26 protein-coding genes are annotated in these 26,528 nt (G+C 36.6%); 13 read left to right on the forward strand and 13 right to left on the reverse strand.

The genetic code is table 11. From position 1 onward, the window contains the following. Positions 1–106: 106 nt before the first annotated feature. From EHR07_RS06910 to EHR07_RS06925, 4 genes are read left to right on the forward strand one after another with little or no spacing between them, the layout of a single operon-like run. Positions 107–955, forward strand: a complete 849-nt coding sequence (locus EHR07_RS06910; RefSeq protein ID WP_135744426.1) for a heme/hemin ABC transporter substrate-binding protein — start codon at positions 107–109, stop codon at positions 953–955. Then, positions 952–1,938 carry a FecCD family ABC transporter permease gene (locus tag EHR07_RS06915; protein WP_100728414.1) on the forward strand — a complete coding sequence of 329 codons (987 nt, stop codon included), beginning with the start codon at positions 952–954 and terminating at the stop codon, positions 1,936–1,938. The genes EHR07_RS06910 and EHR07_RS06915 overlap by 4 nt, the downstream gene beginning before the upstream one ends. Beyond that, complete coding sequence (locus EHR07_RS06920; RefSeq protein WP_135744427.1) at positions 1,935–2,714, forward strand: heme ABC transporter ATP-binding protein; 780 nt, start codon at positions 1,935–1,937, stop codon at positions 2,712–2,714. Before EHR07_RS06915 ends, EHR07_RS06920 begins: the two co-directional genes overlap by 4 nt. Beyond that, positions 2,711–3,763, forward strand: coding sequence for a hemin-degrading factor (locus tag EHR07_RS06925; protein WP_135744428.1), 1,053 nt, complete (start codon positions 2,711–2,713; stop codon positions 3,761–3,763). The genes EHR07_RS06920 and EHR07_RS06925 overlap by 4 nt, the downstream gene beginning before the upstream one ends. Here the strand turns inward: EHR07_RS06925 and EHR07_RS06930 are convergent. Both EHR07_RS06930 and EHR07_RS06935 read right to left on the reverse strand, forming a co-directional pair. After that, positions 3,743–5,224 carry an MASE3 domain-containing protein gene (locus tag EHR07_RS06930; protein WP_238778690.1) on the reverse strand — a complete coding sequence of 494 codons (1,482 nt, stop codon included), beginning with the start codon at positions 5,222–5,224 and terminating at the stop codon, positions 3,743–3,745. The genes EHR07_RS06925 and EHR07_RS06930 overlap by 21 nt on opposite strands. Before the next feature lie 132 nt (positions 5,225–5,356). Further along, on the reverse strand, positions 5,357–7,213 hold the full coding sequence (locus EHR07_RS06935) for a 7TM diverse intracellular signaling domain-containing protein (RefSeq protein WP_409035780.1): 1,857 nt from the start codon (positions 7,211–7,213) through the stop codon (positions 5,357–5,359). A 143-nt stretch (positions 7,214–7,356) separates the two neighbouring features. Between EHR07_RS06935 and EHR07_RS06940 the strand changes: the two genes are divergently transcribed. Beyond that, complete coding sequence (locus tag EHR07_RS06940) at positions 7,357–7,536, forward strand: YegP family protein (protein WP_100728409.1); 180 nt, start codon at positions 7,357–7,359, stop codon at positions 7,534–7,536. On the opposite strand, the gene ppnP is transcribed toward EHR07_RS06940, so the two are convergent. Beyond that, positions 7,527–7,838, reverse strand: a complete 312-nt coding sequence (gene ppnP / locus EHR07_RS06945) for a pyrimidine/purine nucleoside phosphorylase (RefSeq protein ID WP_100728408.1) — start codon at positions 7,836–7,838, stop codon at positions 7,527–7,529. The two genes, EHR07_RS06940 and ppnP, sit on opposite strands and share 10 nt — an antisense overlap. A 107-nt stretch (positions 7,839–7,945) precedes the next feature. On the opposite strand from ppnP, the gene EHR07_RS06950 reads away from it, so the two are divergent. Continuing rightward, positions 7,946–8,560 carry a TetR/AcrR family transcriptional regulator gene (locus EHR07_RS06950; RefSeq protein WP_409035779.1) on the forward strand — a complete coding sequence of 205 codons (615 nt, stop codon included), beginning with the start codon at positions 7,946–7,948 and terminating at the stop codon, positions 8,558–8,560. Positions 8,561–8,562: 2 nt separating this feature from the next. Here EHR07_RS06950 and EHR07_RS06955 read toward each other — a convergent pair whose 3' ends face one another. After that, positions 8,563–9,036, reverse strand: coding sequence for a PaaI family thioesterase (locus tag EHR07_RS06955; protein WP_100728406.1), 474 nt, complete (start codon positions 9,034–9,036; stop codon positions 8,563–8,565). Positions 9,037–9,130: 94 nt separating this feature from the next. Between EHR07_RS06955 and EHR07_RS06960 the strand changes: the two genes are divergently transcribed. Further along, positions 9,131–9,718 carry a TetR/AcrR family transcriptional regulator gene (locus EHR07_RS06960; protein ID WP_135744431.1) on the forward strand — a complete coding sequence of 196 codons (588 nt, stop codon included), beginning with the start codon at positions 9,131–9,133 and terminating at the stop codon, positions 9,716–9,718. A 254-nt stretch (positions 9,719–9,972) separates the two neighbouring features. Here EHR07_RS06960 and EHR07_RS19345 read toward each other — a convergent pair whose 3' ends face one another. From EHR07_RS19345 to EHR07_RS06985, 3 genes are all read right to left on the reverse strand, one after another. Then, positions 9,973–10,572, reverse strand: a complete 600-nt coding sequence (locus tag EHR07_RS19345; RefSeq protein WP_135744432.1) for a helix-turn-helix domain-containing protein — start codon at positions 10,570–10,572, stop codon at positions 9,973–9,975. Positions 10,573–11,108: 536 nt separating this feature from the next. Next, entirely contained in the window at positions 11,109–11,987 is an 879-nt protein-coding gene (locus tag EHR07_RS06980; RefSeq protein WP_100728429.1) for a ParB/RepB/Spo0J family partition protein, read from the reverse strand. A gap of 28 nt (positions 11,988–12,015) precedes the next feature. Beyond that, a complete protein-coding gene (locus tag EHR07_RS06985) occupies positions 12,016–12,747 on the reverse strand; it encodes a ParA family protein (protein ID WP_100728404.1) in 732 nt (243 codons plus the stop codon). Positions 12,748–13,506: 759 nt separating this feature from the next. Here EHR07_RS06985 and EHR07_RS06990 point away from each other — a divergent pair. Beyond that, on the forward strand, positions 13,507–14,082 hold the full coding sequence (locus EHR07_RS06990) for a helix-turn-helix domain-containing protein (protein WP_100728428.1): 576 nt from the start codon (positions 13,507–13,509) through the stop codon (positions 14,080–14,082). A gap of 53 nt (positions 14,083–14,135) precedes the next feature. Here the strand turns inward: EHR07_RS06990 and EHR07_RS06995 are convergent, their stop codons facing one another. Then, positions 14,136–14,582 carry a hypothetical protein gene (locus tag EHR07_RS06995; protein ID WP_135744433.1) on the reverse strand — a complete coding sequence of 149 codons (447 nt, stop codon included), beginning with the start codon at positions 14,580–14,582 and terminating at the stop codon, positions 14,136–14,138. A 112-nt stretch (positions 14,583–14,694) separates the two neighbouring features. Here EHR07_RS06995 and EHR07_RS07000 point away from each other — a divergent pair, with 112 nt between their 5' ends. Beyond that, positions 14,695–15,660, forward strand: a complete 966-nt coding sequence (locus EHR07_RS07000) for a YheT family hydrolase (protein ID WP_135744434.1) — start codon at positions 14,695–14,697, stop codon at positions 15,658–15,660. Here the strand turns inward: EHR07_RS07000 and mdoH are convergent. The 3 genes from mdoH to EHR07_RS07015 are packed head-to-tail and all read right to left on the reverse strand — an operon-like array spanning position 15,599 to position 19,624. After that, the gene (mdoH, locus tag EHR07_RS07005; RefSeq protein WP_135744435.1) at positions 15,599–17,680 is read right to left on the reverse strand and encodes a glucans biosynthesis glucosyltransferase MdoH; all 2,082 of its coding nucleotides are present in this window, start codon (positions 17,678–17,680) and stop codon (positions 15,599–15,601) included. The genes EHR07_RS07000 and mdoH overlap by 62 nt on opposite strands. Continuing rightward, the gene (locus tag EHR07_RS07010) at positions 17,677–18,066 is read right to left on the reverse strand and encodes a hypothetical protein (RefSeq protein ID WP_135744461.1); all 390 of its coding nucleotides are present in this window, start codon (positions 18,064–18,066) and stop codon (positions 17,677–17,679) included. Before EHR07_RS07010 ends, mdoH begins: the two co-directional genes overlap by 4 nt. Beyond that, a complete protein-coding gene (locus tag EHR07_RS07015) occupies positions 18,050–19,624 on the reverse strand; it encodes an OpgD/OpgG family glucan biosynthesis protein (protein WP_135744436.1) in 1,575 nt (524 codons plus the stop codon). The genes EHR07_RS07010 and EHR07_RS07015 overlap by 17 nt, the downstream gene beginning before the upstream one ends. Positions 19,625–19,765: 141 nt before the next feature. On the opposite strand from EHR07_RS07015, the gene EHR07_RS07020 reads away from it, so the two are divergent. Genes EHR07_RS07020 through EHR07_RS07035 form a run of 4 tightly spaced genes read left to right on the forward strand, consistent with a single transcriptional unit; the run spans position 19,766 to position 24,999 of the window. Further along, entirely contained in the window at positions 19,766–21,244 is a 1,479-nt protein-coding gene (locus EHR07_RS07020; protein WP_135744462.1) for a hypothetical protein, read from the forward strand. Then, positions 21,241–23,034 carry a hypothetical protein gene (locus EHR07_RS07025; RefSeq protein WP_135744437.1) on the forward strand — a complete coding sequence of 598 codons (1,794 nt, stop codon included), beginning with the start codon at positions 21,241–21,243 and terminating at the stop codon, positions 23,032–23,034. The genes EHR07_RS07020 and EHR07_RS07025 overlap by 4 nt, the downstream gene beginning before the upstream one ends. A gap of 12 nt (positions 23,035–23,046) precedes the next feature. Continuing rightward, entirely contained in the window at positions 23,047–23,943 is an 897-nt protein-coding gene (gene dgcR / locus EHR07_RS07030) for a diguanylate cyclase DgcR (RefSeq protein ID WP_135744438.1), read from the forward strand. Between the two features lie 9 nt (positions 23,944–23,952). Then, on the forward strand, positions 23,953–24,999 hold the full coding sequence (locus EHR07_RS07035) for a serine/threonine protein kinase (RefSeq protein WP_135744439.1): 1,047 nt from the start codon (positions 23,953–23,955) through the stop codon (positions 24,997–24,999). Positions 25,000–25,003: 4 nt separating this feature from the next. Here the strand turns inward: EHR07_RS07035 and EHR07_RS07040 are convergent, their stop codons facing one another. Beyond that, a complete protein-coding gene (locus EHR07_RS07040) occupies positions 25,004–25,792 on the reverse strand; it encodes a TrmH family RNA methyltransferase (RefSeq protein ID WP_135744440.1) in 789 nt (262 codons plus the stop codon). A 146-nt stretch (positions 25,793–25,938) separates the two neighbouring features. Beyond that, entirely contained in the window at positions 25,939–26,472 is a 534-nt protein-coding gene (locus EHR07_RS07045; protein WP_135744441.1) for a dihydrofolate reductase family protein, read from the reverse strand. Between the last annotated feature and the right edge of the window lie 56 nt (positions 26,473–26,528).

Here is a 26,528-nt window from a genome sequence, read left to right on the forward strand (position 1 = left end):
CTCATTAATGAGATTTAGTCTCATTTAAGAAAATCACAACTATTTTATATTGAGACTCACTCTCTTTTGAGTTTGACAAGCACTCGCCTGCTTTGATTCTTGGCGCATGATTCGTTTTAAGATTACCAGAGAAATAGGATTTCTATTTTTTACTCTTTTCCTTTTTACCTTCCAGACAGCTGCAGAAACAAACCGACGCGTCATTTCTGTGAATGGTACAGTGACTGAGATCATCTACGCCTTAAACTTGGAAAACCACTTAGTGGCAGTAGATTCCACTTCGTATTACCCAAAACAGGCGACATCCTTACCGAATGTGGGTTACCAAAGAACATTAACTACAGAAGGAATTTTAAATTTTAAACCAACACAAGTGATCGGACTTGAATCCGCAGGTCCACCGACAACAATTCAAAACCTAAAAGATGCAGGCATCCCAATTAAACTATTTGTAGATGATTATAAACTAGAAACACCCAACTACAGAGTATTAGAAATCGGAAAATTATTTGGTAAAGAAAAAGAAGCAAAAGCCCTTGCTAAAAAAATAAATGAACAAATCCAAAACTTAAACCTTAAAAAATCCAACATTAAAGTTCTCTTTATTTATTCTAGAAATCCAAGTTCTGTCTTCATTTCAGGAACAAACACTGCTGCACATGTTATGATTGAACTATCAGGTGCCAAAAATGCTGTAACCGAATTTTCTGAATTTAAACCGTTAACAAGTGAAGCATTAGTAAAAGCAAACCCAGACATTATTCTAATGCCCGAAAAATCAGCGTTAGGTTTTGGAGGCGAAAAAGCAATTTGGGAAATTAATGGAATGGAATTCACGCGAGCAGGAAAAGAAAAAAATCTAATTCTTGTAGATGATCTTCTTCTATTAGGTTTTGGCCCAAGACTTCCAATCGCTCTAAAAACATTAAACGATAAATGGAAACAAATAGAATGAAGAAAAAATTTTTCTTTATACTATCTTGTATTATCTTTACCATCTTTTCTGCGATCATCTCTTCGTTACTTGGCGCAATGAATATACGATGGGAAGATTTATTGAATACTGATAGTATAGAATCTCGTGTATTTTTTGAATTAAGAATACCAAGAATTATTCTTGGTATTCTCGTTGGCGGTTCTTTGGCTTGGTCTGGTGCCTTGGCACAAGGATTATTCCGAAATCCAATCGTAGATCCAGGATTGATTGGAATTACCGCTGGTTGCTCACTGTTTGCATCCATTGCTATTGTACTCGGTGCATCGATTCCTTTATTGCATTCCATCTGGAGCACAGTTGTGTTTTCGTTTATAGGTGGGATTTCATCCTCTTTCATCATTTTCTTTTTTGCAAAATCAAAAGGCAGAACCGATGTCTTTTCATTGTTACTTTCAGGAATTGCCGTTAATGCAATCTGTTTTTCTGCAATTGGAATTTTGAGTTACATTGCTAACGAAGCCCAACTCAGAAATCTCTCTCTTTGGAATATGGGAAGTTTAGGTGGGGCCTCCTGGTCCAACCTAAAATCCTTTTCCATCTTTTTTGTTTTACCTTTATTTATCAGTCCATTGATAGCAAAACAATTGAATGTATTCATTTTAGGAGAAAGGGAAGCAAACCATCTTGGAGTGTCAGTAGAATTTTTAAAAACAATAGTGATCCTTTTAATTGGTGTGAGTGTGGGCGCATGCATTTCACTGGTAGGCAATATAGGATTTGTTGGGCTTGCGGTTCCGCATATTGTTCGAATGGTTATTGGACAAGATTATCGGTATTTGCTACTCACCTCATATTTATTAGGTGGAGGATTATTGTGTTTAGCAGACGGAATCTGCCGTATCGTGATTGCCCCATCAGAAATACCAGTAGGAATTGCCACTGCCCTACTCGGCTCCCCTTTCTTTCTCAGCTTAATTCGGAAAAGGATGAACCATATATGAGCATCGAAGCAATTGATTTAGAGTATTCGATTGGAACAAAGTCCATCCTTTCAAATATCGAACTAGAAATCCTTCCAGGGAAACTGCATGTTCTGATGGGCAGAAATGGAGCCGGCAAATCTTCCCTCTTTCACATATTATGCGGGGATATTATGCCAAAAATTGGTAACATTTATTTAGATGGTATTGAATTAAAAAAATATTCCAAAAGCCATCTTGCAAAGTTACGCGCAGTGTTAACGCAAGATGCCGCAATCACCTTTCCGATCAGTTCTGAAGAAGTTATAAAACTTGGTCGCCATCCCCACATATCGGATCCGATTCGAGACAAAGAGATCGTTCAAACCTGTTTAAAAATCACTGAATCTTTTGATCAAAAAGATCAAAACTATTCCACTCTATCAGGTGGAGAAAAACAGAAAATAAACTTCGGTCGCACTTTGGCTCAAGTTTGGGAAACTCCACCAAGATATATTTTTCTTGATGAACCTGTATCTGCCTTAGACATTCCCAACCAATACAAAACGCTAAACCTATGCCGTCATATGGCAGACCAAGGTTATGCGGTCTTTATGATCTTACATGATCTAAATCTTGCAGCTCTATACGCAGATACAATCACCCTGCTCCATAAAGGGAAAATCATTAAATCAGGAAACCCAAACGATGTTTTAACCTTAGAAAATCTAGAAATCGCATTTGGAATCAAAGTTAGAATCCTAAATGCACCAGAAGGAAATTTTATCATTCCAGAAATCAAAGGAGAATCAATATGAATGAGAACTTAAAACAACAATGGGAAAATCTTACAAGAGAAATGCCCAAACTTAGAATCCGCGACGCCGCGAAACACTTAAATGTAAGTGAAGCAGAGCTTCTTTCTACAAAGATTGGTGCCAAAGTAAAACTTTTGAAACCAGATTGGGCAAATTTTTTATTAAGCACCACTAACCTAGGTTATGTAATGGCCCTTACAAGAAACGAATCTTGTGTTCACGAAAGAAAGGGCGTTTATAAAAACCTATCTGTTAATGGACAAACTGCGTTAGCAGTGGGCGAAGACATAGACCTCCGTATTTTTTTACAAGATTGGAAGTATGGTTTCTATGTGGAAGAGACTAGAGATAACGGAATTATGCGTAGTTTCCAATTCTTTGATTCAAAGGGAGAAGCAGTTCATAAAATCTACCAAACGGAAAATTCAGACATTGATGGTTGGGGAACTGTCAAAAACCAATTTGTAGACGAAACTCAAACATTTACAACTCCTTCCACAGAAATAAAACAGAAAACAGAAACCAACGATTCAAAAGAAATTCCTAATTTTTTAGAGGCCTGGAGTAAACTCGAAGACACTCATGACTTCTTTTCTCTACTTCGAAAATTCAATTATTCACGTGAATTTTCTTTAGTGGCAGCAGATGGCAAATTTTCATTTAAAATTTCAAAAGAGAACTTTCTTAGCTTAATGGAGCAAGTAAGCCAACTTGAAATGGAGATTATGATTTTTGTTGGAAATCCAGGAATGATTCAAATCCATACTGGGAAAATTCAAAAATTAGAGCCAATGGGTCCTTGGTTTAATGTTCTCGACCCAGAGTTTAATTTACACTTACGCACAGACCATATTGAATCTGTATGGATTGTTGATAAACCAACAAAAGATGGATTGGTTACTTCAGTAGAAGTGTTTGATAAAGAAGGCAACCTAATTCTACAAATGTTTGGAAAAAGAAAACCAGGAATCCCTCAATCAGATGTTTGGTATCAGCTAACACGCCGATACGCAACCAAAAGGGATAAACTAAACTCTTCTCTTGTATAAATTACTTGGGAAATCGAGTTTCATTTGAAAACCTTGAGTACCTTCAATACTCAAGGTTCCTCCCATTTGCTTTTCTGCAATAATTTTCGCTAAACTCAAACCCAACTTCTTTTGTTGGGTTGAATTAAACTCATTAGGCAAACCTACGCCATTATCACTATATTCAAAATGGCAAATATTATCCTCAATTGAGAACCCTACATGTATACTTCCAACATCTGTCTTGGGGAATGCATATTTAAAACTATTGGAAAGTAGTTCCGTAAATATAAGTCCAAGTGGAACAGCAGTATCCAACAATAATGTGCCTTCCCCCACTTGAAAGTGAACCTGAATATCTTTTCCTTCAGGCGGAAAACTCTGTTGGATCATGTCTGCCAATGAAAGTAAATATTCTGAAACCTTTATTTCACTTAAATCTTTATTTGCATACAAATGATCATGTACTAGAGACATCGTCTGAATCTTAATCGATGTATCTTCAACAATTGATTGTATGTTTTTGTTTTCTGGGAATTCCGATGCCTGAATCATCAAAATTGATCGAACTAATTGCAGGGAATTTTTTGTTCTATGAAAAATTTCACCAATCAAATTTTCTTTTTCGCGCAATGATTTTTTAATCATCTCAGCGTATGTACGGTTTTCCTCGATTTCCTTCGAGAGCAATTTGTTAGTTTGTATCAATTTATCATAAGGATCATTAATTGCGGCAATAAAGACTGCTTTGTAAATTAAATAAAAAGCACCAATTTTATATATATGACCCAATACATTATAAACGTCAAATACACTAGTGTATACTGCAAAAACCAGCTCGCTAAATATACAAACGATGAAGGCAGATAAATAATATTGAAGTTGCCTCTTTGAAGTATAAAAACCAACTTTTCGATAAATAAGCAGGGAAATAAAGAGTATGGCTATAATGGCATATTCAGCATTTTTTTTAAATGGTGTTAATCCCTTCCCATGCTCATAAGTTCGAGGTATCCAATGATTTAGATATACTACCAAAAGGAAAACAATGCCTACCAATAACATTGCTAAAAACATTAGTAGATTTGCATTACCCCATTGATACCGTTCGTTGGGTTTAATATAAATAGCCAAAAGCAGAACTAAAGCAGTGATGATACGTGAAAAAATCCAAAACTGGGTAGACTTGTTCCCAGAATTTGGAGTAATGAAATCAGGCATTCCTGCATAAGACAGTGTATGCATAAAATCAATCATCCCCACTGCGAGAAATCCAATTCCCAAAAATAAGGTATGGGCATTACGGCTCTGTGTATAGGAATAATATCCCAGTCCAAATATTGAAAAAGAGACGATAACACTAAAGATTTCAGTTACATTATGAAAAACTAAAAAGTAACCTATTCCGTATTCTCTGTAAAAATAATCGGGGAATGTACCAACAAGCAGGAGTGGGAGAAGACAAAATGCTAGTACTCCCAAATAAAAACGATTTATCCGTAATATTATAAAAATAAATTTTAGATCCACCATCCGTTAGCAGGTAATTAGACGAACCTAACCCTATTTAGCAAGACTTTATTTATACTTACGATAGAAAGTCCTTACAAAAAATCAATGTAGATCAAGAGAAATTAAGGTAATATCATCCTTTGCATTTTGTCGCATCTTTGATAATCGATCAAGGAGCTTTTGATGAAATTCATTCTGAGAAAGATCAACAATGGGTAAAATTTCCGGATATAAAATGGAAGCAAAATCTGCACCGGGTTTTAAGTTTTCGTACAAACCATCTGTAAAAATGACTAACCTATCACCTTCTTGTAAGGGAACTATTTTTTCTTCATATTCAAAATTGGATCTAACACCAAGCAAAAGACCAGGACATTCAAATGATTCTATTTCTCTGTTGCGAATAATCAAAAATGGGGGGCTGCCTGCCGAACTAAAATGTAATTTCATTTTCACAAGGTCCAAATAAAAATACGCAACTGTTACAAAACGAGCATGAAGGCTTGTGCAAAGGAAGCGGTTCATTGCAGCAACCAATTCGCTCGGTGACTCTTTATACTCTTTGGCATTTCGGAAGGCTATTTTCACAGTGGAAGAATCGAGTGCAGCACTTACACCGTGACCCGTTACATCAGCAATGACCAAACCGAAACCGTCCGAAAATTCAAAAAAATCATAAAAGTCACCTCCTATATCATAAAGAGGGAGGTAAGACACTTCCATTGTAAGTTTTAGGTTCTGAGGTAACTTATTAGGCAAAATTCGCATTTGAATTTTTCTAGCTGTTTCCAGATCCTTTTTAATCGTTGTTAGTTCATTTTTAGATATTAAATTTTCTTCCAATAGAAAACGAAGACGCCGACCAAGAGCCAAAGAAAACAGAATTACTTCAAAAGCCGTACCGATTTGTACTCCGTATCTACCAAAGGTAGAAAAAGGGATTAGTGCCGCTTTTGTTAAAGAATCAAAAATTACCCCTATAAATAAAGTGAACCAAGCTAATAAAAAAAACGAAGACGACTTTACTCCTTTTAAATAGGAATAAGCACCTGCAGACATTAGAACCAAGAACATATATGGGAAACTATAAATAAAAGACACTTCCATCCAATTATACGGCAATAGGAAAGATAAAAGTGCCATGAAAGCGAAGCAAACCACACTCAGTAGAATCACACGATCTAATAGTGGATTTATTTTTTTCAGATCCAAAAAGGTAAGAGAGTATAAACCCACAAACATTAAAGACAAATTTACAGATACATATAGGTAAGGTTTAATTGATAATTCTAAATCAGGGACCAATAACTGCTTAAAAAAACCACCTAACAATAAATAATTAATCATTAATGTGGCCAAATAAAAACAGTAATAAATATATGCTTTTTCGCGTACGCTAATGTAAATTAAGAGATTATACAATAAAAGAGCAAAAATAATTCCGAAATAAACCCCATTTGCAATATAATCTCTTTCGATCCGATCAAAAAAAGAATTTATTTCCCATATACGAAATGGTGCGTTCAATATACCCGAATTCTTAATATAAGCATAGATTGTCCTTGTTTCGAACGGCTCCAGTGTGAGTTTATAAATGGGACTTCTATGCGGAATTTCTCTTTCAGAAAAAGAAGATGATCCATTAAAAGTTCTTTTGATAATTTTTCCCTTTGATAACCAACCAATAAGGACTTCATCTACCCATGGAGATTCTAACTCGAGAATATAATCTTTCCGTTCTTCTTTAGCGTTCGTTATCTCAAATTTTACCCAAACAGATGGTTTCCAATAACCGAAATGGTATTTCATTTCATGAGCTTTCGACCAAACTACATTTTCAGATAAAACTTCTTCCAAAGTTTTGGTTTCGAAGGTGAATTGTATGAGTGGACGTTTAGGCAATTGATTGCCACAGGAGACAAGAGCCAGAACGAATAAAAATAAATTAATTCTAGGCATTAGGGTCATTGGCAATTAACAGGTCTATTGCCAGTGTTCTAATAGATAATATCGGGTGAAATTCAAATTCGACTTTCAAAAGAAAACGTATTGCCAAAAACCCGAAACAATCAATACTCATGGAAATTCAAGGAGATTGATTCATGTCAGCAAAATTCGAAATTTACAAAGACAAAGCAGGCGAATTCCGCTTTCGCCTCAAAGCATCCAATGGTGAAATCATCGCATCAAGCGAAGGATATTCTTCTAAACAAGCATGTGAAAACGGAATTGCTTCCGTGAAGAACAATGCCGGATCAGCGGAAATAGTCGATCAAACGTAAGAGCAACAATAATCTGTTACAGTTTGAATTTTAAGTTTAAACTTGGATCCTGCAGGGACTTCAAATACGTACTGACCGTCGATTTGGAGCCATGTTTCGGATCCTGGTAAAAGAACTGATAGTTTCCCCGATTGGATTTCCATAATCTCTTTTTGGTCTGTACCAAATTCATACTCTCCAGGCATCATGATTCCCAAAGTTTTCTTTTCCCCGTTTGGAAACAAAACAGTCCTGCTTGTGACGTTCCCATTGAAGTAAATGTTGGCTGGTTTTAGTACTGTTACGGATGTAAATGAACTCATAAAGACCAAAAAATAGATTAGTCTCTGTCTTCCAAGTGAATTCCAAAACGCCAATCTCGTCGGTTTGCCATTAAAAAGTGTTTGCGAATTTCGGAAATACCAGAACGGTGAAGTCAGTGCCCAGAAAGACTTCCCTAAAATCAGAGAACAAAAAGCAGCAAGCCCGGGAAAAATCTATCGAAAGGATCCTTGCTTCTGCCATTGCATTATTTGCAAAACATGGGTTCTCACAAACGACTATGGAGATGATTGCTAATCATGCAAAAATTTCCAAGGGCCTTGCGTATAATTATTTTAAAAGCAAAAACCAAATCTTTGAACAAATCATCGATTCTCATCTCGCCAAACAAGAAAAATTTTATAGTAACATTCCACCCAATCTTTCTGCAAAAGAATATGTGAGGGAATTTTTTAACCGTTCCATCCAATTCGCAAAAGAAGAAAGAAAAACAATGGTTTTGATTTCGGTATGTCTTTTCCAACCGGGTTCTGTTTCTCTTTCCAAAAAGATGGTAGAAAATGTAGAGAAACGGTTTGCCCCTTTTAAAGAAGCAATGAAAGAAAGGTTCAGATCCTACGGAATCAAAGATCCCGACAAAGAGATGATCCTTATCAAAACCTTTCTCCATGGTGTGATTATGAGCCAACATTTTAATGACACAACGACTTGTACGCCAACGATCATTGAAATGGTCCTAGAAAGATACGATTATAAAAATTAAATTTATTCCCCTAACCCACCGGGTATTTTTAGAATAAGAAGATTTGTTGAGGCAGTTGCCAAAAGTTTCTCTTTTTCTGTTCGCATTTCACCTACCATATGTATGGTGGAAAATCCTTTTGCTTCTACAGAAGCCTTTACGATTACTTTTTGTCCAACTGCCACACCACGGATGTATTGGATATTCATATCAATTGTAGTTGTGGGACGTTTTGCCACTAGATAACTAAGTGGGCCAAAGGCATTGTCAAATGCTGCAGCGATTACTCCACCTTGCATCATTCCCATAGGATTGGTTTGGTCTTCTGATACAGGAAAGGAGACAGTTATACTTTTTCCTTTTGTGTAAGACAAAATTTCCGCCTTCATTGCGACAAAAATCGGAGGAGGAACCGTAATTTTCCGCCCCCCGTGATTAAAATTGATTGTCATATCATCTAAAATTTTTTGTGTTTCTTCGGTTGTGAGTGTCTGCATAAAACCATCCCCTCTATGTTACCAATAGTAACATTATATAAATATTTTTCAAGAAAAATGTTGCCACCGGTAACTTAATTTATAATTTTAAGTTGTGAAACGTGCTTCCTACCATCACGGTAATCTAAAAAATACAATCATCAAAACTTGTCATAAATTATTACAAAAGAAGGGTGCTACTGATTTTTCTCTCCGTGAGGTGGCAAATCTATCTGGAGTCTCACATGCAGCGTTGTACAGGCATTTCCAAGATAAGGAAGAAGTTTTAGAAATTTTATCTTCAATCGGATTTGATAAGCTTGGTTCACTACAAAAAAAGGTACCACAGAATAAAACCAATCCTGACGAATATTTTGTCAAATTGGGGTTAGTTTACATTCAATTTGCGATAAAAAATCCGAATTATTATAGGCTTATGTTTCAGACCAAAAGATCAAATGAATCTCTAATTTTAAAACGATCTAAATTAAAATCTTATGCTATACTGGTTAGAGGATGTAGATTTTACCTAAAAACAAAACGTAAGAAAGAGAATCATAGAAGTTTTGCACTTATGGCTTGGTCTCTCGTTCACGGGTATAGCAATTTATGCCTTGAAACTGAATTTCCAGACACAGAAAGCAAAACTCTAAAAAAATCAAAATTGGAAATGGCTGAAGACATCTTAAGGTTTGCGATTTAGAAAATTATCTTTCAGTTTTGAAGATCCATTACTTCAAATTTTTCCAAAAATTCGGACTTTTCTCTAACGAAACTCATTGGATTTTCTTTTCCATATTCACAATAATAAATCATCTGTTGACCGTCATTGGCATTCGTACAATTTTTGGCCTCACCAAGCTTAAGGTACAAATTACCAGTTTTTCTATGTTTATAAATCAACATTAGGTCCATCCAATTCAAAAGATTTCTGAAATTTAAAAAACACTGATTACCTCATTCCCATTGAAGATTTTGAGTTTCTATCCAATTTTTCCAAATCAAACCTAAAGTCCCTTGTAAAAACTCCGGAGAAGCCAATCTTGAAATTTGATGGTGAGTTGATTTTGATAAAGTTGTTTCACTCCAAATTTTAAATTCATCCCATGAATTTTTCTTTTGTACTTTCTTTTGTACCTCTATTGTACTATAAAAAGAAGGCTGAATTTTTTCCAAACCTGCATTGGATTTTTTAGGCAGGCTGCTTGGGAGAGTTACTACCTTTTTTGCCGGAGATACTATAGGATTTTTTTCCAATGGTTCTTCGGTTACATTTATCTTTTTAGCCATCGGATTTGAGAATAAAGGTTTTAAATATCTTTTTCTACCATCAAATCCAGTTTGTTCTAAGAGACCTAGTTTTTTGAGAGAAGTGATAAGCCTCGATATTGTATCCATCTTAAGACCCAGTAACTCTCCAAAATAGCGGTTTGATGCAAAACACCCACCTTTCTCATGTAAGGATACAATTTCAGCGTAAAGTTTTGTTTGGCTATGGGAAAGATTCAATTCCTCTATCCAAACGGGAATCCATATTCCTGTGCGATTTGTTTTCATTTTTAGGTTCCTTCTGCCAAACGAACACATCTCAGGCTACGAGCGTTTGGTTAGATTTTGCCAATACCTAATGGTATAACTCCCCTACCCTGTTTTAGAAAATTTAACTTTTGTTGAAAGTAAACCTTCGGTCAAACGAGAGATAAGAAAATTTGGAAGTTCTTTCGAACGTCCCTTCGGAACTTTTTTTAAATTCCGGTTTGAACAACAACGGCATTGTGGTAGAGCCGTGTCCGGTTGTGTGACCCGAACGTTCCCTACTTGTACAGACTTTGAAATTTAGTCAAGAGAAAAATGAGACATAATTCTGGGGTTGTCTCATTGGCTGGTCCGATTCTGGATTTTTGGAAACTGGATTTGATGGGAGAAAGGAAATGGCCCCAGGTCGCTACCACACTTCCTAGGGCTTTTATTGTTCAACCCGGTTAAGGATTAAGATCAATATAGGATTCAATCGAAATGAGTACAAGTTTTTTTCTTCTCAAATAGGAAAAAACTTTTTAGTCCTGCTTTGGTGGTGTGTCTGTTCAAGGGAGTCATTTTTTATACTTTCGAATGGCCTCTTCAATGATTGTTTTTTCATTTTGAAGCTGTGAGATTTTTTCTTTAATTTTTAGTAATTTATTTTTTAGGTCTTTGAGTTCTAAGTTGTTAACTTTTGGTTTGGATTGTTTTTGTTTGTTGGGTTTTAGGGGACGTACAAATTCCCTAAGATCATTTCGGGAAGGGAAGTCCCCTTTTTTTTCTAGACCTTTTAAAAGATAGTCGATTGCCTTTTTCCTGTTGGAAACATCTAGGGGTGCAATTTCTGTGAATAAACTTGTTGGGATTTGAAAGATAGGATGATTTTTGTCTGATGTGGTGCTGATGTTTGTTTCTTTTAAAATTTCCGCATGTGCGATTTTAGTTTTTACCCATTGCCCCGACTTATTGATTCGTTTTGCTAGTTGTTCATTGGTTTCTTTATGTCTGTTTTTAAGTTCTTGAAGAGAGAGTGCTAAATCGGATTCGGAAAGGTCTTCTCTTTGTAGATTTTCAACTAATTTGATTTCAGGTAATTTGGAAATATCAATTTGTTCGACATTTTTAATGATTGCGAGAATCGTCTTTTTTTTCAAAAGTTTGTGGGCGCGAAATCTCCTTTCTCCATTGATGAGTTCATATTTCCCTGCCTTTTTTCTTACAACTACTGGCTGTAAAAGTCCGTATTGCGAAATGGAGTCTGCAAGTTCTTTGATTGTGGACTCGTTAAAAGTTTTTCGCGGATTGTTTTCGATTAATATTTCTTCGACTGGGATCTCTGTTGCATTGTGATGAGTGGTGCTTTCCTCTTTAAGAAATGGATTAAGGGATGAAGTTCTTGCTGTTGCTCTTGATAAAATATCTGCTGGGTTATAATTTGCTTTATTTTTCATGGTCATGATGAAAGTACGCCGGCGTACTTTATTTTAATTTCTCCGCTAGAGTTTCGAAAGCCTTCCAAGGAGCACTTCCTTCTTGTAGAGGTTTGCCGGTTTCAGTACGGTCCCGTATACTGTCATTTTTTGGGATTGGTTCTAGAATTTTTAAAGACTTTATTGTGTTTAATTTTTGAAGAAGATCCATTTGTTTTTGAGAAGTTCCCCATTGAGAGGGGAGGATCATTACAGATTTTTTCTTCGATTGTTCATCAAATCTTTCTGCTTCATTTACCTTTTTTAAAACTTGAGCTACTGTTCTGACTGCCCATTTGGAAGGGGTAACTGGAACAAGAATCACGGAGGCTGGGAGATAAGAAGCTATGTTTTCTGATGAGCCCGATCCTGGTGTGTCAATGATAACGTAATCGTAACTGGCTTTAAACAGGATGTTTTTGAGGCGTGGGATCATGGAAAAATCTTTGGATGCTAAATAACTTAAATCGGAGAGTTCGATGATTGATGGAAGGACGTCTATGTTGTTGGATTTTTTTACAGACTCCGCAAGGGTAGTTTCTGCGTTTAATACAGAGAGGGTATTGCCAGAATCAAAAAACTCAACGGGTTCTTCTGGGAAAAAAAAGTCGGAAAGATCGGCTTGTGGATCCATGTCGATAGCTAACGTGGACCCTTTTTTTGAAAGTGCTAGTGCTAGATGGATGGCGGTAGTGGATTTGGAAGTACCACCTTTAATATTGGCAACAGTAATGATCTTCATTGCAAAATGAGTTTGAAATTCCTGCTTCTTGGTGCAATAAAAATTAAGAAATTGGAATATTTTTTAAAAAGTACGCCGGCGTACTTTGGGATTTTCTAAAATTTATTTGCTAACTATGGTGGGAGTGGGTTTTGGATTTATTCTGCGCAAAGGATCGAAGCGGAAATCCTTTCCCGAAGGGAAAGATTGGAGCGGAGAGCCTGGTCGTTTCAGTTGAGATGAGAAACTGGGTTCATTCGATGCGCCCAAACCTTGGCTTTTGTTTTTACTGAAGAAAAGATAAAAAAATCTTGTACTATTTTTTGCTTATCTTTATACTGTTCTTAACCCCTTTAACCGGGTGATGTAAACTCTCTGAATTGTGTGGAAGCAGTTCAGAGAGACTTTTCTCCTCTTGCATCATTTTCCTCTTTATTCCCTTTCTACCCTACTCTCTCCCCAAACTTTTTCCATTTTATCGGTAGGTAACATCCATGGGTTGTGTAGGGATTATGTCACATTAAAACTTGACAGAATTTTGATTTTAGTATTAATAGATTTCAGGTGGGGGAGGTGTCCCCATACCTGAAAGCGGTCTTCCACAATTTTAACCGCTTATATACATCACCTGGAATTCAAATGAATTCCGAATCGGACGTTCGAAAGAACTTCCAAGAAATAAGTAACACCACCGAAGGTTTATCTTTTTGGTGTAACGAATCTAAGAGAAGAATTTCTTCTCTTAGCGCCGAAGGCTTGTGTTGGAAACAAGGGGCAGTTATGAGTGAATGGAAAAGAACGGGTGTTTGGGTCGCCCAATGGATGGAAGATTTGGATTTAACTCCAAACCAGACAAGGTTATATGCTGAGATTTTTTCTTTGGATGCAAAGGGAGGTTGTTTTGCATCGAATGAATATTTTGGAAAGGTGTTAAAACTAAAACGTGATACTGTTTCGCGTTTGATCTCTGAGTTGAAGAAAAAAGGTTTAATCAAACAAACTGGCTTTGATGGGAGACGGCGTTTTTTAACGCCTGTAAAAGAGAAGATTAATTCAGGATTGGATCCAAATCAGCAGGATAAGTTTCGTAAGGGAATCAAATGCGGATTAGGACTTGAATCCAAGGCTGATTCTTTTTTGGAGAAGAATTCATCTCTTAAATACGAAGTACAAAAAAGTATACATAATCCAATTTTTAAAAAAAATAATAATCCTGATTGGAAAGAGTTTTTAACTTGGAGCGAAAAACAACTTTCTTTCTCTACGAGTTTGGCGCTCTCTATGCTTCCCGGTCCAGAAGTGTTGACGGGTTGGCAACTTTCCTATTGGGAACGGTTTAAAGCCAATCCAAGGTAAAAATTAGCGGAGTGGGGTAAGACCGAAAAAGCTAGAAGTTTATTATTGTCATTTTATTTAACTTGTGTTAAATCTTGTCGAAACTGTTTTCTTCCGCCTGGATATTCGATGATGTAGATACATTGGCATGTTTCCCAGGCTGAACTTGCGAAAAAATATCCAGTATCTTCGGATTGACAAGAATCTTGTTTGGGTTTAATTTTGTGAGCAAATATAAGGCGACCAAGGTCCTTAGTCTCTACTTCGTCTAACTGGATCGATTCCTGTTCAAGGAGAATAGAGGTTAGTTTGGGAGAGGTAGAAAGTAGGTTTGTGGCATTGACACAGGTGCTTCTTCTCATGGCTAAACTACCTGATTCGATGGCCTGTGGGCTTGCTTTTGCAGAAACAGCCGCATAAAAAACTTCTAATCCGTCCTTATTTCTCCATTCTGACTTCCATGGCGTATAACTTTGGCAAGCGATGAAAAAGAATAATAGGGATGGTGCAAAATTTTTCATGTTTAAATCCTAAGTTTTTTTTTGACTTTGTCAATCGATCTTGGATGTGGGTAGGTCTCTCCAGGATAATTTATTGAAAATTATAGCAATCCGATTACCGTGGGGATAGTCCATGAGCCTTTTTAAGCCTTTACCTATTTTTTCTGGTCCTCTGGTTCAGTCTTTTTTAGCTTCCTTTAAATCTAAATCAGATAAAAGGTACGCTCATTCTATTGCTGGCGAATGGAGGTCGGTAAAAGCAAAAGATGGTACTACGTTACTTGCTCGCATTCATGAAGTGCCCGAACCGAAAGGACTTGTTATTTTGATACACGGATGGGAAGGAAGTATCCATTCCAGTTATATTGTTCGAACCACTAGACATTTTTTAAAAAAAGAATTTTCAGTATACAGGTTGAATTTGCGAGACCATGGAGATACTCATCATCTTAATGAAGGGATCTTTAACGGGAGTTTGCTTCTGGAGACTTATGAAGCGGTGCAGGCATTAGTAAAAAATTTTTGGTCTAAAGGCCCCGTTTATTTGGCGGGATTTTCATTGGGTGGAAATTTTGTTTTACGAATGGCGGCTCGCCACTCTCTCTCGAAACCTACAGACCAAATCCCAGGATTAAAGCATTGTTTTGCTTTTAGCCCCGCATTGGATCCCAAAAGTGCGACCATTAAAATGGATGAACATCCTTTCTTAAGAAAGTATTTTCTGAACTCATGGAAATCTTCTTTAATAAAAAAGGCAAATTTATTTCCTCATTTATATTCGTTCCATGATTTGGATGATTACCATTCGGTGATGCATTTAACTGCAAAGATGGTGAAGGATTCTTCGCAGTTCTCTTCTGTAGATGAATACTTTAATTCTTATACTCTAAATGATTTATTTTTTAAGTCAGTTAAAATACCTACAACCATTTTGACTTCCATGGATGATCCTGTGATTCCATGGAAAGAATTTGCGGAGATCCCTCCTTCATCCTATCTTGAAGTGGTGATTGAGTCAAAGGGTGGGCATTGTGGATTTATTGAAGACTTGAATCGTTCTTCTTATTATTGGAAGTTGATGGAAAAAAAGATGGGTTGATGTCTTCCCAAATTCTTTTCCAATAATTCCCCCAATCTTTTTTCTTTGATGTCCAAAATTTCAAATAAAAGGAATCCAGTAGATCTCTGTTGGATAGGATTTTTAGAAGAGATTTTTTTTCTAAAAATTCGGGACCTTGTTTTAATAAAATAGTGAAATCCTTTTCGGAAGTTTTAGGAAGTTTGGATGAGTAAAGTTTGTTTCCCTGAAGTTGTTTGTGTCTGTTGTGAAAGATAGGATGGACTAAGGCAAAAAACAATTCACGACCTTCGAGATATTTATTTTTGTGAGTCTTTAATTCTTCCTCTAAATTACCAATTAAATGCATGTCTGGTTTCCAAAAAGAGGTACTAAAAATTTGGTTAAGATTTTTGAATTCTTTTCCAGTTAAAATTACCAAAGGAATGGCAGAAATCCAGCCAATCCATATGGGCAGTGTTAGAATAAATAACATAGTCGAATGTGCGTAACTGATGTAGGCACAAGCAAAACCAAGAATGGTCACTCCAAAAAAAGACGAGACTACATAAGACACACTATATTCTGAATTGGCGTCACGGTTTTGTGGGCCCCAGCTGATTCGTTTGTTTAATAAAACAGAAAAAACAAAGATGCTGTGATAGATCATATAAATTGGTGCAACCAATATTGAAAATACGGTCTCAAGAAGAAATGCAGGGAATTTTTTTATGATTTGTAAAAGAGGAAGGCTTATGAAGCTAAGTAATCTCGGTAGAAATAACAATAATAAAGATAAGTATAATAATTTTAAATAGAGGGGGTCGTAAATTTGAGATTTAAAGAATTCATATTCTTCCGGTAACATGGAGTAATTTAAATATTTACTGTCTTCCAAATAGTTCCATAAACTTAAAATGATATAACACATCCAAATCGGTGAATTGAGATAGGACAAAATACCATTGAGAATATGGATTCGGTTGATCAGTGGAATTTTTTTGCCGAATAAAAACCAAAAATGTTGTAAGTTCCCTTGGCACCAACGTTGGTCCCGTTTAAGTGTATCGATAAGGTTAGGTGGGTTTTCTTCATAACTTCCTTCTAATTCGTAAGCACATAATACTTCAAAACCTGCTTTTCTCATTAAAGCTGCTTCGACTGTGTCGTGGCTTAAAATTTTTCCACCAAGACCGCCATATTCAGGTAAGTGGGGGAGGGCACAATGTTCCATGAACGGTTTGATCCTCAGTATGGCGTTGTGACCCCAGTATCCTGAAGAATCAATTTGCCAGAAATTAGCACCCTTTATAAAAAAGGGACTGAATAAATACGATGAGAATTCTGTTAATTTTTGGAATACGGTTGTAGTGCGGAAAATTTTTGTAACTGATTGAATGATCCCGGCTTTTGGATTTTTTTCCATATTTGCAATGAGTTGTATGATGAGGTCACCTGATACAAGGCTATCTGCATCAAGTATGATCATGTATTCATATTGTTTTCCCCATCTTCTACAGAAATCTGCGATGTTCCCGCTTTTCCCATTGAGGTTACTTTTTCTTCTCCGGTAATGGAAATTAAAAAAATTGTTTGTTGATTCGCATAACTCTATGTAGGCTGCTTCTTCTTTGATCCATTTTTCAGGTGTTCTAGTGTCGCTGAGAATAAAAAAGTCGAGTTTGGGTAGTTTATGAATTTTTTCTACTGATTCAAAGATAACTTTGATTCTGGAAAATATAGAAATTTCATTTTCCTCATATACAGGCATGACTACGGCAACGTTGATAGATTCTAATAAAGCAAAATCCAAATCACTTTTTGGGATATGTTTTGCTTTTAAAAGACTGTCTGCATTCTTTTTTAACGAAAGTAAAAATCCAAATAGTGCTGTACTTGCCCCATAAGACAACATTGGTAAAAGAAATATCAGTGTTATGAATTGGTAGTATTCTGAAATTTCAATTCCTCGAAAGGAGATAATTTCAATGAATAAACTAAAACCAATGAGAACAGGAGTGATAAAGACTAAAAAAAATAAACTGCGATGGATATGGATCATAACAACCTAAAGATAATTAAATAATAAAGTAGGCTCCAAAGAAAGATGGAAGCAATAATGAATAAAGGTTTTAACGAGCTAATGATAGATTGTTTCTTTGCTTTTGTATCTCTTTTCCATTCTGCAGATTGTGGAATCATTGAACCGAATTGCCAGGACCTACTTGCAATCGGTAAGAGGTTTTTTGGATTAATCTCTTTGATGGTTAAATAACTTTGCCATAACTTCCAATCTGCATGGAATTCCTTTTTCAGTTCTGTGGACTTAAAAAAATCACTTAAGATTTCGGAGATTTTGTATTCATTCTGAATCCCAATTAAAATCAAGTAGGACCGAACCCTTTCACTAAACTCATTCATGTATTCCATATTATTTGGATAGCCCATCTCTATAGATCCAGGTTTCGGTAATTCTTTGGTTTTGGTTTTCAAGGAAAATAAACCAATTGGACTCATTTGCATACGCCGGATACCAGATTTGTAAACGCCATTGATCTAACTCAGATATTTTTTCGATCTTATAACGAATTTGTTCTGAAGGAATTTTGTCGTTTTGAATCACTGCTTTGATTGATGTTTTTTTATCTAAGGATTTTAGATATTCACCGGTAAAGTATAAGGTAAATACTTTTTCCTTTGGAAAAAGGGGGTCAACACCTCTATAAAATGCCGAAGCTTTTCCAAGTGTATGTTGTTTTGGTGACCTTTCTGTATAATGAAGAGTGTACTGAAATTCATAACCTTCGTTTAAGTTTGGTGGAATGGATGGTTCCCAAAAAGTGGTGATATTGTCGTCAGAATCCAAATTGGTTGTGAACTCTAGTAAATATAAATTTCCTTTTCCCCAGTCTCCTTTTGGTTCGACCCAAACACTAGGTCGTAAATGGTATTTTAGTTTTTCGTCTTGATAACTTTTGAACTTCCGATCTCTTTGGATCAGCCCATACCCTTTTGGAGAATCTAATGAAATCCTTGTTAGTTGGGTTTTTTTAGGATTGAGTAAAGGCCTCCATTCCCAATCGCCCATTTTGTTTTGAATGAGAAGGCCATCTGAGTCATGTACTTCGGGATGAATATTTCCCAAGATGGGGTTATCGGATTCTCCGTATAAATACATGGAAGTGATAGGTGCAAACCCGAGTCGTTTGATTTTTTTACGTAGGTAAATTTTTGCCTTCACATCAATGGTTGTGACTTCACCAGGTTTAACCAAAAATTCATAAGAACCAACTACAGATTCACTATTCATGATTGCATATATCGTTATAGTTGTGTCTGTTTTTTGTGGGCGTTTGATATAAAAACTTTCGAAGATAGGGAATTCTTCTTTTTCTTGTGGTCCTGTGTTGATGGCAAGTCCTCTACCTGATAACCCGTAAACTTGTCCTTTTGATATGGCTCGAAAATAAGATGAACCTTGGAATACTAAAAACTCTTCCAAAATTTCCTTTTGGTTGATTGGATAATGTACGCGAAATCCTGTATACTGTAGATTTTTGGTGAGTTCTGTGAAAGAATCAGTGAGTGGTAAATCACCAAAATTAAAACGTGAAGCATCATAGGGTATTTCAATTGGTTTCTCATTGATCACTTCATAAATTTGAATTCCGTTGCTATAAATATGGCCTGGATGGAAGAAGTGTAGTTGGTAAGGTAAAGCAAGATTTTTCCAAATAGCAACATCAGGTTTGTATTCGATTTGCCTATAATCATCGTAACTGATTCCGTCCAGTCCTGGAATCTTAAATTCAGGAGTTGGATTGAATTTTGATTTCAATTTTAGTTTTGCCATTGAATCAACGCTGTTGAAATCGAATACTTCTTGGGGAGTGGAAATTGCCATTAGGGTAGCCACTCTATTTAAAGTTAGATCGTTTTTCCTAATGATGATGACGACACACAATACCAAGGCAATGAGTGCAAGATATATGTTTAGTTTCTTCATAATGTAATGATTATTATTGAATCTATGGGGTCACGTAAATAATAGATTGTGGCGTTTTTGTCTCACTAAACATGGATTAAGCAAGACATTGTTTTTTTTCTATTGCATAATTTAAACGTTTCTATATTGTTCCCTCATCTTATGAAACTGGTTTCAATAAATTTTTTCTCCTTGTTAGCCGTCGCCTTATTTCTGCAATGTTCTGGTTCTAAAAAAACAGATAAGATTCTTGGTGAATCTGTATTTAATTCTAACAAACCACAATCATTCAAAAAAATTGCACCACTTACTGCCAACTCCCTTGGTTCCAGAAAAAATCTCTTAGAACATGGATGGGCTGTCATTCCTTCGGGAACAAAAAGTATGGATCTGGTTTATGAGAATGGAGGAATGAGCTCTCGAGTTGCAAAAGCAATGGTACTTGTTCATATGAAAAAAAGAAGTGCTGATTTCCCTGGTAAACTTGGGGATACAATGGAGTCGGTTTTATCTTGGACAAGTGATGGATATAAAGACTCTTCTGGAAGAACGGGAGATATTTATGATGCAGGTTGGCAATTGAGCCAAACGCAATGGAAAACTTCCAAAGAAAGTTTTAAGGAAGCGGGTTCCAGGTTTTTATTAGGTTATATTTATTTGGTACCAAAAGTGGAATCTGATACAGAACAAATGGTTTCCACATTGAAAAACTTTGGTAATGAGCGTGGCGAAACTACCGATAAGTTGAATGATTTATTTGTTTCGACATTAAATCAAAATTCTAAAAATATAATCGCTGCTTGGAGTGATTCCTTTTCAAAAGCTTCCGATGAATTTACAAAAAATTACGAGGAATCGGGTGAGAGTGGAAATTCTCTTTTGGCTCTTGTGGATATATTCCAAGGGTATACCGTAGCGATTAAAGAAGTATTGGTCTCGCCCATTGCCAAAACAGGGAAAAATACAGGTGAGATCCTAGTAGTCAATGGGGTATTTGTTCCTTTATCTCAAACAATGAATTTTTCTTCCAATGCATTGATATCAACTGGAGTAGTTTTTTATTATTCAACTAAGGCTGGTTATCTGGTGATTTCTCCCACTTTAGAGGCTGGTCTTTTTAGTTCTATGGGATTGTTGTCGGCATCTGCCACAATCCCAACATATACAGTAGGAACTACTCTTGCCGCCTTTAACCAAGTAACTTCTGTTGCTGCCACAACCGCAGGCGGAACCATTGGTGCTGTTGGAGGCGCCACTTTGGATACCGGTGCTTACGCAACTGGGATGGTATATGATTTGTCTAAAGGAACAGCCGAAGCCGGATTTTATGCCATGAGTTCTGGAATGATTTTAGGTTATGCGGCACTCACAGTCCTTCCTTCCCAATTGTTGCTTACAGCAGTGGATGGACCAATACTGATTACTTATGATGGTCCTCGAGTTGTAATCGCAGTTGTGAGAGGTAATTATGCAGGCTTTGAAGATGCACCAACAGGGTCTGTAATCAATTTAGAAGAAGCAAAAAAAGCAGGCAAAGTAAAAATCTTAACCGATGATCCCAAAATTATTAAGAAAGTTTTAGACGCGGAAATCGCTGAACAAACAAAACGTGCAAATGCAAAGGCATCTGAAAAAAAATGAAATCAAACATTTACCAATTTATTTTAGTTTCTGTTTTTCTATCTTTATTCTTTTTTAACTGCTCCGGCTCTGATAAAAAAGGAGAAGATCCATTAAAGAATACAAAAAAGTTAGCCATTGAAGGTCATAAGTCTCTTTATTACCAAGGAGCACTTCCCGTCAAAGGGACAAGTATCAAATTTATTCCTCCATTTCATGAATCTACCGTATTTGTTATGGGGAAAAGAATTGGTTTTGCAGGAGAAGAATTTTCTAAGTCTGTATTAAAGGCTCAAGAGTCAGTGGTCATTGTTAAAGATGGGACAAAGATGAGTTGGTCTACTGCTGGTAAACTAAACGAGAAAGGTGACGCGGTAGTTCAGTATTTGAATGAAAATGCCACCAAACCTGGGTTATTTATTATGTATGCTTCTGTTGCGGAATCTTACGGGCTTGTGGGTTCTTCCTGGGAAAGAGGTTTAGATACACATAAGGCGGTTGTAGCTAATTCGGAAGCTGTTCGCAAAGAGTGGGACGAATGGGCAGATATGCAGCTAAACCATAAAGAAAAACCAGATAATTCCCCTTCTGCTACAAAAAGATTCAATCAATATAAACAAGAATTTCAAAAAGTTTTTGAATCAACTGTATATGGTTATGTGGACTTAGATAATGCTTTGAAGTCAGCTTATGATGAAACTTACGATGACTTCAAGTCTGGTAGTTGGAAAAGTCGGTTTTCAGAGATTGAAGATTTACGTTCTTCCGTTTCTGAAAAGATTTTTGGGAATTGGAAAGAAACCATTTTTTCTTTTGGGCAAGATACTGCAAGTGAATTGGGTCGAGCAAAAGCGGATATAGAATCTATAGCAGATGGTGAAGGTGTTCCTTTAGCCTTACTCAAGGCATTTTCCCGAACCACCAAAGCATTGTTTTATGATGGAATCATAAAACCCATTGGAAAAGTGACCTTGCTTTCAGTTGGGTATGTAACTTGGAATGGAATCATTTATCCGGCAGTTGTAGCAACTAATTCTGTGGGAACAGGGCTTTATTGTTTGGTGGAAACCTTTGCACTTGCAGGGAAAGGAGTCGTGTATATTACAGCACCGAGTGTAGAACTTGCTTTGGGGGGACTATTAAATAGTACGGAAGTCGTATTAAATGAGTCAGTTCAGTCTATGGAGAAAGGTGCAAAGGTTACTTCTGCGGTTGCTAGAAAAACTTCTGCATATTCTGTAAAAACGGCTGCTGTTGTGACAGAAACTTCTGGAAAATATATTCTAGCACCTATGAGTCTTGTCGGTGTTACCTCTGGACAAACCGTATTAGGTGGAGGACTTGCCATTTCGGGGACAGTTACCGGAGCAACATTTGCCGGTACATCTGCCACTGCGCAAACGGTCACTTATGCCTCAACAAGAGTTGCTGCAGGTACAGTCGGTGTCGTTGGAACTGCTGCTTCCTTCGGTACTGGTACAACCTACGGAGTTTATCAATTATCAAAAGCAGTGGGTGTTCCTTCTGGTATTGTCATCGGATCAGGAATTGTACTCAGTTATGAATTTGTGTCGCATATGTCAGCTCATTCTATACTTGCTGTGGCTGACTGTACATATTTAGTGTTATCCCTTGAAGGAGGTAAGTGGGTGGTTTATGGAGTCAAAGATGGTTCCAAAAAGGCATCGCGCTTATTGACCGGAGCGGTTGTGGATATGGATCAAATCCGCAAAGAAGGGGGAACTGTAGTAAAAGTTCCTTTAGAAGAGGGGGAAGTTGAAAAAATACTAGGTAAAAAAAAGAAAAAATGAAACCGTAGAAGAATGGAGAAAGTAAGAAAAAAAATTCTCATCATTGAGGATTCCGAATTACAAAGAAAACTTCTCAATCGTTGGATTTCAAATCATGGGTACACTCCTTTGGAAGCAATTTCTCTTTCTGATGCTAGGGAGATTATCAGCAAAGACCAAGTGGATGTGGTTCTTCTTGATTGGGAATTACCTGATGGTTCTGGAATTGAGTTGATTTCCGAAATATTTTCTTCCTCTCCGATTGGTTGGCTTCCTATCATAATGGTTACTGGTCATACAGAACCTGAGAACTTAAAACTTGCTATTGAAGCAGGTGCTACTGACTACATCACAAAACCTGCAAAGGAAATTGAACTTTTAGCAAGAATTTTCAGTGCATTGAGGATGAAATCCTTACACGACCAACTGCGAGAAACTGCTATCCGTGACGTGTTGACAGGATTATATAACCGTCGCTATATGGAAGAGAGGATAGAGCAAGAGTTTCAAAGATGCAAAAGACATAAACATAGTTTATCATTAGCTATGATAGATATTGATTTCTTTAAAAAAGTAAACGATACCTATGGTCATGAAACAGGCGATATAGTTTTAAAACGAATAGCTTTTGAATTAAAAACATCTCTAAGGAAATCAGACATCATTTCTCGATTCGGTGGAGAGGAATTTGTCATTGTATTTCCAGAAACTGGTGTGAATGATGCAACAAAGGTTCTCGATAAAATTAGAGAATCCGTTTCTAGTATAGAATTAAAATCAGAGGCAGGAGAAAATTTCAAAGTTTCCTTTAGCGGTGGTGTCGCAGGTGGGGACATTACTGAAATAGACAATCCAGCCGAGTTACTGAGAACAGCAGACAAACTCTTATATGAGGCGAAATCCTCAGGTCGAAATCGTATCGTAAGCTAAATTATTAAATTGGACATTAACCACTCATTTTACCAGCTAACACCTGACACAATTTTAAATTCTCTTGAATCATTGGGTTATGAACCAACCGGAAGATTTTATCCTTTGAATAGTGTTGAAAATCGTGTTTATGACATTGAAACCGCAAATGCTGGACGAATCGTTGTAAAGTTTTATCGCCCAGGAAAATGGACTAGGGATGAAATTCTCGAAGAACATCGGTTTTTGCAGGAACTCATTTCGGAAGAAATCCCTGTACTCACTCCTATTGCTATTGAAGGGAAAACTTTGTTTGAATGGTCTGGGATCTTTTTTGCTATTTGGCCACTTCGTAATGGTCGGATTGTAGAGGAAATCTCTGGTCCTGATTTAGAACGTGTAGGTGCACTGCTCGGAAGAATTCATGCTGTTGGGAAAAGATCTAGCTCCATCCATCGTCCTATTTTAGATATTCCCTCCTATGGATTGAAATCACTAAATTTTATTCTAGATAAACACCTAATACCAAACAGTGCTTTGGCGGAAAGATATAAGACAACTGCATTAAGATCATTTGAAATTTTTGAATCATTAGTCAACGAATTTCAAATTCCTTTTCAACGAATTCATGGAGATTGTCACAAAGGAAATCTGCTAGTTTCGCAAGAAGGATACAGTATTTTAGATTTTGATGATTTTTTGACGGGTCCTATCGTTCAAGACTTTTGGATGTTGCTCCCGTTAGGTGAGTCTGATCGCAGAAATGATTTGTTTCAGTTCTTGCAAGGTTACACTATGTTTTCTGATTTTGATGAAAATTGGTTTCAGCTGGTAGAACCTCTTCGTATTATTAGATACATTCATTACGCTGCCTGGATTGCTAAACGTTGGGAAGACCCTTCTTTTCCATCGCTTTTCCCGCATTTTGGTACAGAAGAGTATTGGCTGAAAGAAACACTCGATTTGGAATCTGCAAAAAAAGATTTGGAAGCGCAATCTTTGGAAATTACGAATAACCAGGTAGATTCGGAACCAGAAATGACAAATAAAGATTTTTTTTGGGATTGGGAAAATTAGTAATTCAGATCATTAAATGTGACAAAGCAACCGCGAGTGCGTGTGAAACATTTAAAGAATCAATTTGGTTTTTCATTGGTATATATATCAAGAGGTCAGATAGGTTTAAGACATCGGGTGATATTCCTTCTGCCTCGTTTCCAACGACTAACACAAAATGGTTTTGTTTTTTCAGTTCGTAAACCGATTTTGTTTTGGATATAAGGTTATCCCCCTCTCTTGGGAGACTCAGCGACAGAATTTGGTTTCCAGAGGCTTTTAAAGAAATTAAAGTTTCCCTTAAATTTTGAGTGCGAACTAACGAAATTTGAAATAAAGATCCCATCGACACTCTGACACTACGCCTGAGATAAGGTGACGCTGATTGGGAATCAAATATTACAGTTCGGATACCAAAGGCAGCTGCTGTTCGCAAGATGGATCCAATATTCTCGCTATCAACAATATAGTTTACTGCTAAAATGGGAGATTCCACTTCAGATAAAGAACTCCATTTTTGGTAGCCAATAGCCATGAATCCTTGGTGTACAGAAAATCCGATGGTTTTTTCAAAAACTGATTTTTCGGCAACAAAACATTTATTAGGTTGCAATTGTTTGGACTGAATTAGGCCTTTATGTTTTTCCCAATACTTTGGCATACAAAATACAGATTCCACTTCGAGGTTTGACGTAAGAAGCCTAACGGCTGTTTTCTCATGGTCTGCTATGAATTTGTCAGATGTTTCTTCCTTTGCTTTTAGGAGTTGGTATGCGGAAAGTCTAGGATCCTGTGCAGAATGGATATTTTGCATTATGTCTCATTGCCCCTGAAGAGCCCCCGCCCTGTATAGGGTGGTGGAGGCGGGCTTGTGGGTTTGTTCTAAAATCCCTAACATAAATCCATCATTTCTTCAAGCAAAGAATGCATTTCCGGAAAGATTCTCTCAAAAAGTTCATATTAACTAAAATGATACTCTGATTGTACGAACCCATTTGCGTAAGCAATTGTTTTGATATGTTTTAAATTTTGATCTTGAGCCAAGTGACCAAAGAGAGGCAATCCAGATCCGAGTAAAACAGGGATTCTCGTGAGAATGATTTCAGATAACATCTGTTTGCTTACGAAGGATTGAATCACTTGACCTCCGTCTACATACACAGATTTAAATTGTCTTTTCTCTAGTTCAAAAGTTAAGTTTTCCAGAGTTCCGTTAAAAATAGAAATTGGATGATTCGATTGAATTCTGTATTCAGAATTGTGAGTAAGCACAAAAACGGGAACTGTTGGGAAAGGGTAGGGTTCAAATTGTAATACCGTTTCAAATGTAGCCCTACCCATTACAATGCAATCGATACTTTGCATAAATAAAGTATAACCCAAGTCGTTATTTTCTAAAGTGTATTTCTCTGATGCCAACCAGTTGATAGATCCATCTGATCTTGCTATAAAGCCATCTAAACTGCTTGCAATAAATGCTTTGTATTTTATCATATTATTTGTCAGCTCTACGGTGTAGACATATTATTTCTACACCGTAGAAATAATCC

Source organism: Leptospira bandrabouensis, assembly GCF_004770905.1.
Classification (GTDB): Bacteria; Spirochaetota; Leptospiria; order Leptospirales; family Leptospiraceae; genus Leptospira_A; species Leptospira_A bandrabouensis.